General features: G+C 64.3%; 9 protein-coding genes and 2 tRNA genes. 8 read left to right on the top strand and 3 right to left on the bottom strand.

Features of this window, described 5'->3' with window-relative positions:
* Nucleotides 1-90, bottom strand: a tRNA-Ser gene (locus tag Q0094_RS12305).
* 297 nt (nucleotides 91-387) lie between these two features.
* Between Q0094_RS12305 and Q0094_RS12300 the strand changes: the two genes are divergently transcribed.
* The 8 genes from Q0094_RS12300 (at nucleotide 388) to Q0094_RS12265 (ending at nucleotide 8,643) form a co-directional block, all read left to right on the top strand.
* The gene (locus Q0094_RS12300) at nucleotides 388-1,086 is read left to right on the top strand and encodes an SPOR domain-containing protein (RefSeq protein WP_297619946.1); all 699 of its coding nucleotides are present in this window, start codon (nucleotides 388-390) and stop codon (nucleotides 1,084-1,086) included.
* A gap of 22 nt (nucleotides 1,087-1,108) precedes the next feature.
* Nucleotides 1,109-2,323 (top strand): D-alanyl-D-alanine carboxypeptidase family protein, encoded by a 1,215-nt coding sequence (locus tag Q0094_RS12295; RefSeq protein ID WP_297619943.1) that lies wholly within the window; start codon nucleotides 1,109-1,111, stop codon nucleotides 2,321-2,323.
* An 11-nt stretch (nucleotides 2,324-2,334) separates the two neighbouring features.
* Nucleotides 2,335-2,952: a dTMP kinase gene (gene tmk, locus Q0094_RS12290; protein ID WP_297619940.1), complete on the top strand. Its 618-nt coding sequence runs from the start codon at nucleotides 2,335-2,337 to the stop codon at nucleotides 2,950-2,952.
* 96 nt (nucleotides 2,953-3,048) lie between these two features.
* Nucleotides 3,049-4,179: a DNA polymerase III subunit delta' gene (locus tag Q0094_RS12285; protein WP_297619938.1), complete on the top strand. Its 1,131-nt coding sequence runs from the start codon at nucleotides 3,049-3,051 to the stop codon at nucleotides 4,177-4,179.
* A gap of 11 nt (nucleotides 4,180-4,190) precedes the next feature.
* Nucleotides 4,191-5,009, top strand: coding sequence for a TatD family hydrolase (locus Q0094_RS12280; protein WP_297619936.1), 819 nt, complete (start codon nucleotides 4,191-4,193; stop codon nucleotides 5,007-5,009).
* A 4-nt stretch (nucleotides 5,010-5,013) separates the two neighbouring features.
* Nucleotides 5,014-5,811 carry an MBL fold metallo-hydrolase gene (locus Q0094_RS12275; RefSeq protein WP_297619934.1) on the top strand — a complete coding sequence of 266 codons (798 nt, stop codon included), beginning with the start codon at nucleotides 5,014-5,016 and terminating at the stop codon, nucleotides 5,809-5,811.
* 4 nt (nucleotides 5,812-5,815) lie between these two features.
* On the top strand, nucleotides 5,816-6,745 hold the full coding sequence (locus Q0094_RS12270; RefSeq protein ID WP_297619932.1) for an AEC family transporter: 930 nt from the start codon (nucleotides 5,816-5,818) through the stop codon (nucleotides 6,743-6,745).
* Nucleotides 6,746-6,921: 176 nt separating this feature from the next.
* Nucleotides 6,922-8,643 carry an ABC transporter ATP-binding protein gene (locus Q0094_RS12265; RefSeq protein ID WP_297619930.1) on the top strand — a complete coding sequence of 574 codons (1,722 nt, stop codon included), beginning with the start codon at nucleotides 6,922-6,924 and terminating at the stop codon, nucleotides 8,641-8,643.
* Nucleotides 8,644-8,661: 18 nt separating this feature from the next.
* Here the strand turns inward: Q0094_RS12265 and Q0094_RS12260 are convergent, their stop codons facing one another.
* Together Q0094_RS12260 and Q0094_RS12255 are read right to left on the bottom strand one after the other, a co-directional pair.
* Nucleotides 8,662-9,504, bottom strand: a complete 843-nt coding sequence (locus Q0094_RS12260; RefSeq protein WP_297619928.1) for a fumarylacetoacetate hydrolase family protein — start codon at nucleotides 9,502-9,504, stop codon at nucleotides 8,662-8,664.
* Between the two features lie 124 nt (nucleotides 9,505-9,628).
* Nucleotides 9,629-9,715, bottom strand: a tRNA-Leu gene (locus Q0094_RS12255).
* Nucleotides 9,716-9,935 lie beyond the last annotated feature (220 nt).

The raw sequence follows: 9,935 nt of genomic DNA, 5'->3' as shown, positions 1-9,935 counted from the left end.
TGGCGGAGGAGGTGGGATTCGAACCCACGGTACGCTTTCACGCACGCCGGTTTTCAAGACCGGTGCCTTAAACCGCTCGGCCACTCCTCCGGCTGGGTCTGTCTAGGGGGGTTGTCGTGATTCTGAAAGACGCGCCGATATGGCAACACTTGGGTGGGCTTGCGACTTGCTTTTGGCAAACTGGTTTTCAGCCTAAGCAAAACCCGATATCGTGATTTCTGACCAAGACAGACCGGGCCACAGCCAAGAGCCCGGCGGGCAACTGTGGCATCCAGGGTGCCGATCGCGTGCAGGCAGGGCAAGGACATGCAGAGCTTTCCCATCATCGGGTTGCGGGCACGCTTGGGATTTGTGTTGTGCGCGTTTGCTGCGCTCGCATCGTGTGGGATGGGTCCTGGCGCGTTTGGCAATTCAGGCGCAGCACCCATCGGAGCAACCCGACTGATCGAGCGCGATGTCGAAGCCCCCGAAGTCTTCGAAGTCACGGAGGAAGGTCTTTGGGACGGGCGGGCATCGCTTGGCGGGGTCTGGGTGGCCCACCCCACCGCCACCGGCCCCGAACGCGTGATCATCCGCAACGAAGAAAATGGCCGCTTTGTGATCGGGGCGCTGTTTCGACGCGACCGCGATGCGCCGGGGGCCAGTTTGATGGTGTCTTCGGATGCGGCCGCGGCGCTCGGTATCGGGGCCGCTGATCCCACCCGACTTCAGGTAACCGCGCTGCGCCGGGAGGAGACGGCGGATCGCCCGGGGCCAACCACCGCGGCTGTCGCTGTCGCGACGATCTCCGGTCCGGTTGCCCCTGCACAACCCGTCGCCCCGGTTGCCGCCGTGACCACGGGTTCCGCCGCGCTTGCGCGTCCTTTTGTGCAGATCGGCATTTTTTCGGTGCAGGAAAACGCCAACAGCACCATGCAGGTCTTGCGCAATGGCGGGCTGGTACCGACACTCTACGATCAGGAATCGAATGGGCGTCGCTTCTGGCGCGTCGTGGTCGGACCTGCGCAGTCGATCGCAGATCGTGACGCCATGATCGGGTCGGTACGCCGGCTTGGCTTCCAAGATGCCTATGTCGTCGCAAGGTGACCCATTGAAACGAGATACCGTAATGCCCGCCGTCTTTTTCACCCTGTCCCGTCGCGCCGCCACGGTTGTGACCGCATTGGGCGTCGTGCTGTCAGTCAGCCTTGCCAGCGCGCAAGGATATGAAACCGAGGCCACGGCTGCCTATGTGATCGACCATCGCTCGGGTCAGGTGCTGTTTGCGCAGAATGAAAATATTCCTCTGCCGCCTGCCTCCATGTCGAAACTGATGACCCTTCTTATGGCGTTCGAGGCGCTCAAGGAGGGCCGATTGAGCTTGGACACGCGCGTGGGCGTCAGCGAGCATGCGATGAGTTTCGGCGGATCGACGATGTTTCTGAACACCACCGACCGCCCCACGATCGAGGATCTGATCCGAGGGATCGTGGTCGTATCGGGCAATGATGCCTCTGTCGTGCTGGCTGAGGCGCTCAGCCCTGATGGGACCGAAGCCGGGTTCGCCCGTATCGCCACCGATCGCGCCCGCGCGCTGGGGATGGAGACGACGACGATCATCAACGCATCGGGCTGGCCCGCCCCCGGCCATGTGATGAGCATGCGCGATCTGGGCATTCTGGCCGAAGAAATCATCACAGCGCATCCCGATTACTATCGCTATTTCATCGAGACGGAATTCGATTACGAAAACCGCGCACCTGCCAACCGCTTCAACCGCAATCCGCTGCTGGGTCTGGGGATCGGGGCGGATGGGCTCAAGACCGGCCATACCCAAGAGGCGGGTTTCGGTCTTGTCGGATCGGCGGTGCAAGGCACGCGTCGCGTGACCTTTGTGATCACCGGTCTGCCCACGGCCGAGGACCGGGCACGCGAAAGCGAACGCATCCTCAACTGGGCCTTCCGGCAGTTCGTGGAACGGCAAGTTGTCACGCAAGGCACGGAACTGGCGCGTGTTCCCGTGTTCATGGGTGCGGGCGCGGATGTGGGTCTGGCAGCGGGGGCGGATCTGACGCTTTTGTTGCCGGTTTTGGGTGATGCCCCGCTTTCGGCACATATGACCTACACCAGCCCCATGCCGGCTCCCGTGGCACAAGGCGATGTTTTGGGCGAATTGATCGTGCGCCTGGGCGAAGGCGATGGGGATGGGTCCGTGGAACATCGGATCCCGCTCTTGGCGACTGCATCTGTGGCCCAGGGCGGCCTGAGCATCCGGTTGACGACCGCGCTGCGTGCCGTATTGGATCAGGTGATGGCACCGCCCCCAGACCCGGCCGACGGGTGATGGAGCGGAACATGGGCCTGTTCATCAGCCTCGAGGGGATCGATGGCTCGGGCAAATCGACGCAAGCGCGCCGGCTGGCCGATCGGCTACGCGCCTGCGGCCGGGCGCCTGTCCTGACGCGCGAGCCGGGCGGTGCGCCCGGTGCCGAGGACATCCGCCGATTGCTGGTCGAAGGCGACCCGGACCGCTGGTCGCCCGAAACCGAGATCTTGCTGTTCACAGCCGCGCGCCGCGATCATCTGGAACGCACGATCCGTCCTGCGCTCGCAATGGGGCGTGACGTGATCACCGATCGTTTTGCCGACAGCACGCGGGTCTATCAGGGGGCCACGCGCGGCGATCTGCGCGGGCTGGTCGATGACATTCATGCCCGGATCATCGGCATCGAACCCGATCTGACGCTGATCCTGGACATGGACCCGGAAATCGCGCTGACCCGCGGACTGGCGCGCCGTTCGGGCGAAGACCGCTTCGAGGAGTTCGGGCTATCGTTTCAGCACAAGCTGCACGCAGGGTTTCGCGCCTTGGCCCACGAGGCGCCGGGGCGCTGTGTCTTGATCGATGCAAACCGCAGCGCCGATGCCATCGCGGACGACATTCAGGCCGTTGTGACACAACGGCTCGGCTGAGCCGAAAAACGCAAGTTTTTCGTGTGGGAAATCCACAGATTTCCCGTGCGGAAAACTTGCGTTTTCCGCCCCCCACGAGCCGTGCTAGGACAGGCCATGACCGATGACACGCTGCCAGAACCCGATCGCCTCGAGGGTGCGCCCCATCCGCGCGACACGACGCACCTGTTCGGCCATGCCGAAGCCGAGACCGCGTTCCTGGCTGCCGCCATGTCCGGTCGGCTGCCGCATGGCTGGCTACTGACCGGGCCAAAGGGGGTAGGAAAGGCAAGTTTTGCCTGGCGCGCGGCGCGTTACTTGCTGGCCACACCGATCGATCATGGCGACGGGCTGTTTGGCACACTTGCCCCCCCCACAAGCCTTGAGGTCGCCCAAGACCACCCTGTTGCGACGCGGATGCGCGCCCTGTCGGAACCGGGGCTTTGCCTGATCCGGCGCGGCCCCCGCCCGGATGGCAAGGCGCTGTCTGACATGATCCGCATCGACGAGGTGCGCCGCCTGAAAAGCTTTTTCCAGATGACGGCGGGCGGCAATGGGCGGCGTGTGGTGATCGTGGATTGCGCCGACGAGATGAACCCGAATGCCGCCAATGCGCTGTTGAAGGAATTGGAGGAACCGCCACGCGACGCGGTGCTGTTGTTGATCGCGCACCGACCCTCGGGGCTGTTGCCCACGATCCGCTCACGCTGCCGCATGCTGCGCTTTCAGCCTTTGGGCCCCGCCGATCTTGAGGCCGCACTGGCGCAAGCGGGTCACGCCGTGCCCGGCAATGCCGCCGGGTTGACGGAACTGGCGGGCGGGTCCGTCGGCGCGGCGGTGCGGCTGTTGTCCCATGACGGGCTGGGGCTTTACGCCGATCTCTTGCGGCTTTTGCAGGGCTTGCCGCGTCTTGACCGACCCCTCGCGTTGCAATTGGCCGACGCCACCATGGGCAAGGATGGCGATGCGCGCTTTGATCTGACACTGGCGCTTTTGGACCGGGTTCTGGCGCGGCTGGCGCGACAAGGCACCACCGCGACCGCCCTGCCCGAAATTGTGCAAGGTGAAGCCGCAACGCTGGCCCGTTTGGCCCCGACACCCGGCGCAGGGCGCCACTGGGCCGATCTGGCCACCGCGCTGACGCAGCGCGCGCGGCGCGGGCGGGCGGTCAACCTTGACCCCGCCGCGCTCACATTCGATATGTTCCTTGAACTCGACCGGGCGGCAGCCGCCCTGCCCGGCGTCTGATCTTTGGTGAAATGAGCCCCATGCCCGCCCCCCAGCCCGAAATCGTCGACAGCCATTGCCATCTGGATTTCGACAGCTTGGCGGGTGAATTGCCCGAGGTGGTGGCCCGCGCCCAAGCCGCTGGCGTGACGCGGATGGTCACGATCTGCACCCGTTTGCGCAAGGCGGCCAGCGTGCGCGCCATCGCCGAGGCGCATGGGCCGGTGTTCTGGGCAGCAGGCACCCATCCGATGAGCGCCGCCGAAGAACCGCTGACCAGTGTGGCCGAACTGGAGGCCCTGGCCACACATGCGAAATTCGTGGGTATCGGGGAATCGGGGCTGGATTATCACTACACCGCCGACACCAAGCCCGTGCAGCAGGAAAGCCTGCGTATCCATATAGAGGCGGCGCGCCGGACAGCTCTGCCGCTGATCATCCATGCGCGCGACGCCGATGACGACATGGCCCGCATCCTGACCGAAGAATACCGCGCGGGGCGCTATTGCTGCGTGATGCATTGCTTCAGCTCCAGCGCCGCGTTGGCGCAGGCGGCGCTTGATCTGGGGTTCTACCTGTCGATGTCGGGCATCGCGGCCTTCCCCAAATCGGGCGCCCTGCGCGAGATCTTTGCCGCCGCGCCGCTCGATCGGATCTTGCTGGAAACCGACAGCCCCTATCTGGCCCCCCCGCCCCATCGCGGCCAGCGCAACGAGCCAGCTTACGTCGCACATACCGCGCGCGTGGGCGCCGATCTGTTCGGGCTGGACCATGCCGATTTCGCGCGCCAGACCTCGGCCAATTTCGACCGGCTGTTCTGGAAGGCTGCGGCCTGGGCAAAGGCGGCCTGAGACGATGGCAGAGCTGATCTTTACCATTCTGGGATGTGGGTCATCGGGGGGCGTGCCGCGCCTTGGCGGGGATTGGGGCGCGTGCGACCCGACCAATCCCAAGAACATGCGGCGGCGCTGTTCATTGCTGATCCAGCGCCGTGACGGCGGGGGTGAAACGGCCGTGTTGATCGACACCTCGCCCGATCTGCGCGCGCAACTGCTTGATGCGAGCATCGGGCGGCTTGACGCCGTGGTTTACACCCATGCCCATGCCGACCATGTGCATGGTCTCGATGATCTGCGGATGATCGTCCACAACACGCGCAAGCGGCTGCCGGTCTGGGCCGATGGTGCCACGCAGAACGATCTTCTGAACCGCTTTGCCTATGCCTTTGTGCAACCGCCCGGGTCGGCCTATCCGCCGATCCTCGATCTTAATTCCATCGCGGGCGATGTGGTGATCGACGGCGCGGGCGGGGCAATCCGGCTGACCCCCTTCGAGGTGGCGCATGGCAACATCCACGCGCTGGGCTTTCGCATCGCGGATCTGGCCTATCTTCCCGATGTCTCGGACATCCCCGATGCGGCATGGCCAGTGCTTGACAATCTTGATTGCTGGGTGCTGGACGCGCTACGCCACACGCCCCATCCCAGCCATGCCCATCTGGCGCGGTCGCTCGAATGGATCGCGCGCGCCAGACCACGCCGGGCGGTGCTGACCAACATGCATGTCGATCTGGATCATGCGACACTCATGGCGGAGACGCCCGATCACATCATGCCCGCCCATGACGGCATGACCATCACCTACAGGGTCTGACGCATTGGGCGATATTCTTTCCATCGTGCTGCCCGTCTTTGTGGTCGTGGCGGCGGGGTATCTCGCGGTCTGGCGCAAGCTGTTCTCGGATGCCGCTGTCGATGGGTTGATGAGCTTTACCCAGAAATTCGCGATCCCCTGCCTGTTGTTTTCGGCCATCGCCACGCTGGATCTGGGGGCGGATTTCGACCTTTGGCTGATGGTCAGCTATTACAGCGGGTCGGTGGTCAGCTTTTTCGCGGGTCTGTTCGGTGCGCGGCTGATCTTTGGGCGGCCATGGACCGACAGCGTCGCCATCGGCTTTTGCGGGCTGTTTGCCAATTCGGTTCTTCTGGGACTGGCAATTGGCGAACGCGCCTATGGTGTCGACAGCCTTGGGCCGAATTACGCCATCATCGCGCTGCATGCGCCGATCTGTTATGTGCTGGGCATCGTGACGATGGAAATCGTGCGCGCCGAAACAGGCGGGCTTGGCTTGCTGCAAGTGGTCACTACCGCGATTTTCCGCAATGCCTTGATGATCGGCATCGGCCTGGGCTTTGCCGTCAACCTCAGCGGTCTTCCGGTTCCTGCCATGATCGATCAGGCGGTGGCCCTGATGGTGCGCGCGGCGTTGCCAGCGGCGCTCTTCGGGCTGGGCGGGGTTCTCTATCGCTACAAGCCCGAGGGCGAATTGCGCCTGATCGCCATGATCTGCTGCATTTCCCTGTTTTTGCATCCCGCCATCGCATGGACCATGGGGCACTCCATCGCCGGGCTCAGTCAGGAGCAACTGCGCGCCGCGGTTGTGACGGCGGCCATGGCGCCGGGCGTGAACACCTATATCTTTGCCGATATGTATGGGGTGGCGCGGCGCGTTGTGGCCTCGTCGATCCTGATCGGCACCGCGCTGACCGTCGTGACCGCCTCGGCCTGGATTTGGGCGATCGGATGACAAGGTCGCGCGTGGCTCCACAATAGGGCCGCCGCACCGCTTGCTTGCCGCGCAAGACAGCTTGGCGTAAGACGCACATCTGTTGCCCAGCCCAGCCGCAGGAGCGGACCACCCTGCCCAAGCTTTCCGACACCCAAACGCCACAGCCCCCCACCGTTACCCCGGCGGGCACGCTCTTGGCGCGTTTGTGGCGCGACCATGTGGCGGGGTACTGGCCGCGCTTGCTGATCGCAGGCGTGCTGATGAGCCTTGAGGGTGCGGCGCTTGGGCTTTTGGCTTGGTTGATCCAACCGCTTTTCGATGATCTTTTTTCGTCCGACAACATGTCGGGGGTGGGCTGGGTCGCGCTGGCGATTGCCGGTGTCTTTGCGCTGCGCGCCGTTGCGGGGTTCGGGCAGCGGGTGATCCTTGTGGCGGTAGGTCTCAAGGTCACGACCGCGCTGCAATCGCGGCTTTTGCGGCATATCCTGTCGCTTGACCTGAGCTTTTTTCGCGACATGGCACCGGGCGCGCTGATCGAACGGGTGCGCGGCGACACGCTGGCCTTGCAGGGGATCGCGGCCAACACGGTGATGTCGCTGGGCCGCGACACGATCGGGCTTGTGGCGCTGTTGACCGTGATGGTGCTCAACGACTGGGTCTGGACGCTCTTGGCGCTGATCGGTTTGCCCCTGTTGGTGCTGCCGATCCTGGCCTTGCAACGCTATATCAGGATCACCACCACCGCCAGCCGTGAGGCGGCATCGCGGCTGGCCACCCAGCTTGACGAGATCTTTCACGGTGCACAATCGGTCAAGCTCAACCGGCTTGAAGCCCATGAGATGGCCCGCTTCGACGGCGAGGTGCGCGGCTTTCTGCGCCAGGCGCTGCGCGCCCAGCGCGGCTTGGCCGCGAACCCGGCGACGATCGATCTGGTGTCGGCCATCGGGCTTGTCGCGGTTTTGTATTATGGCGGGGCACAGATCGTCTCGGGCGAAAAATCGGTCGGCGAGTTCATGTCGTTTTTCACCGCTTTGGGCCTGCTGTTCGATCCGCTGCGGCGGCTGTCGAACATCGCGGGCCAGCTCCAGGCGGGTGTTGCGTCGCTTCAGCGGCTCTATGATGTGCTGGATGCGCACCCCACGATCCTTTCGCCCGCCAATCCACGCCCGTTGCAACCGGGCGATATCGCATTTGAGGATGTGGAATTCGGCTATGGCGACGCGCCCGTGTTGCGCGGGTTGCGCTTTGTGGCCAAGCAGGGCCAGACCACGGCCATCGTCGGCGCGTCGGGTGCAGGCAAGACCACGGTCTTTGGCCTGTTGACCCGGTTGATCGATGCCGATGCGGGCACCATTCGCATCGGCGGTGACGCGGTGGGTGATCTCGATCTTGACCAGCTGCGCGATGCCATCGCGGTGGTGGGTCAGGAAACGGCGCTGTTCGATGCGACGATTGCCGATAACATCCGCCTTGGCCGTCTTGACGCCACCCCCGACGAGGTGCGCGCGGCCGCCCGGGCCGCGTCGGTTCTGGAATTTTCCGATCACCTGCCATTGGGGCTGGACACGCCCGTCGGGCCACGCGGCTCTGCGCTGTCGGGCGGACAGCGCCAACGCGTGACCATCGCGCGCGCCATTCTCAAGGCCGCGCCGATCCTGTTGCTCGATGAACCGACCTCGGCGCTGGATGCGCGCTCGGAGCAACTGGTGCAAGATGCGCTGACCCGGCTGAGCGCCGGGCGCACGACGCTGGTGATCGCGCACAGGCTGTCGACGATCCGCGAGGCCGATCTGATCTTGGTCCTTGACCGGGGGCGGGTGATCGAACAGGGCAGCCACGCCGAACTGATGGCGATGAACGGCGCCTATGCACGGCTCGAGGCGCTGCAATCGGCGGGGCTTTTGCCCCGGCTTTAAGCAGCGCCCCGGCCCCGGTCAGATATCGGTCACAAGATTGGATTGCCGGCCCAGACCCGCGATCGACAATTCAACCCGCTCACCCCCCTTGAGGTAGCGCTGCGGCTTCTTGCCCATGCCCACGCCGGGCGGCGTTCCGGTCACGATCAGATCGCCCGGTTCCAGCAGTGCAAAGCGGCTGAGATATTCAATCAGATGCGCAACGCCGAAGATCATGGTCGCGGTCGATCCGCGCTGCATCACCTCGCCATCGACGGTCAGCTCCATCTCAAGCGCCTGCGGGTCGGGGATCGCATCGCGGGTGACCAGAACCGGGCCACAGGGGCAAAAGGACGGATAGCTCTTGCCCTTTGACCATTGACCGCCGCGCTCGATCTGCCAGGCACGTTCAGACACGTCGTTGGCCGCGACATAGCCGAACACATGATCCATCGCCGCCTCGGGTGCGATGCCCAAGGCGGGCTTGCCGATGATGATGCCCAATTCCACCTCCCAATCCAGCTTGGCGGCATGGGCGGGCCTGAGGATCGGGTCGTTCGGGCCACACAGCGTGCTGCCCGGTTTGGCGAACATGATGGGCTCGGACGGCACCGGCATGCCTGCTTCGGCGGCATGGTCGGAATAATTGAGCCCGATGCACCAGATGTTGCGCGGCCGTGCGATGGGCGCCCCGATCCGCTGGCCCGTGACATCGACGACCGGCAGCGCGTTCGGGTCAAACCCGCCAAGCGCCGCCGTCAACCCCTCGATGCTGTCGGGTCCGATATCGGACACGATGCTGGACATGTCGCGCCAGCTTCCGTCTTGCGCCTGAACCACGGGGCGTTCCGACCCCGGTTGACCGATCCGCATGAATTGCATGAAGTCCCCTCCTCCAACTTATCCGCGCACGGATAAACACCAGCGCGGCCGCCATGTCACGGGGTTATCTTGACCCGTCACCGGCGGGGCCAAAACGCCCGGTCAGAATAAGCTGGAAAGTAGTTGGTGCGGTCGAGAAGACTCGAACTTCCACTCCGGTTAAGGAACAGCGACCTCAACGCTGCGCGTCTACCAATTCCGCCACGACCGCACTGTCTGAGGCTTGGTGAGCGCGTCTCTAGAGAAAGCCGCAGCGCACCTCAAGCACAAAAATCAAGCACGCCCGGCCGCGACCCGCCGCAGCCATCGACGCCAACCCCAAAGCAACACGACGACACCGATCACGACGGCCCAGAGGCCTGCCTCCGGTCGATTGCCCAGCAAGACATCATTCATGACTCGCCCCGGCAGCAGGGTGAACACTCCTGCCA

Source organism: uncultured Roseicyclus sp., from assembly GCF_937892565.1.
In the GTDB taxonomy this organism is placed as follows: Bacteria; Pseudomonadota; Alphaproteobacteria; order Rhodobacterales; family Rhodobacteraceae; genus Roseicyclus.
This window is presented reverse-complemented; position numbering and strand designations above follow the sequence as displayed.

What these genes read in the sequence shown, in the direction of transcription:
- Q0094_RS12275 (WP_297619934.1), top strand. Translation starts at nt 5,014, where the DNA reads ATGGCAGAGCTGATCTTTACCATTCTGGGATGTGGGTCATCGGGGGGC.
- tmk (WP_297619940.1), top strand. Translation starts at nt 2,335, where the DNA reads ATGGGCCTGTTCATCAGCCTCGAGGGGATCGATGGCTCGGGCAAATCG.
- Q0094_RS12285 (WP_297619938.1), top strand. Translation starts at nt 3,049, where the DNA reads ATGACCGATGACACGCTGCCAGAACCCGATCGCCTCGAGGGTGCGCCC.
- Q0094_RS12295 (WP_297619943.1), top strand. Translation starts at nt 1,109, where the DNA reads ATGCCCGCCGTCTTTTTCACCCTGTCCCGTCGCGCCGCCACGGTTGTG.
- Q0094_RS12260 (WP_297619928.1), bottom strand. Translation starts at nt 9,504, where the DNA reads ATGCAATTCATGCGGATCGGTCAACCGGGGTCGGAACGCCCCGTGGTT.
- Q0094_RS12300 (WP_297619946.1), top strand. Translation starts at nt 388, where the DNA reads ATGGGTCCTGGCGCGTTTGGCAATTCAGGCGCAGCACCCATCGGAGCA.
- Q0094_RS12280 (WP_297619936.1), top strand. Translation starts at nt 4,191, where the DNA reads ATGAGCCCCATGCCCGCCCCCCAGCCCGAAATCGTCGACAGCCATTGC.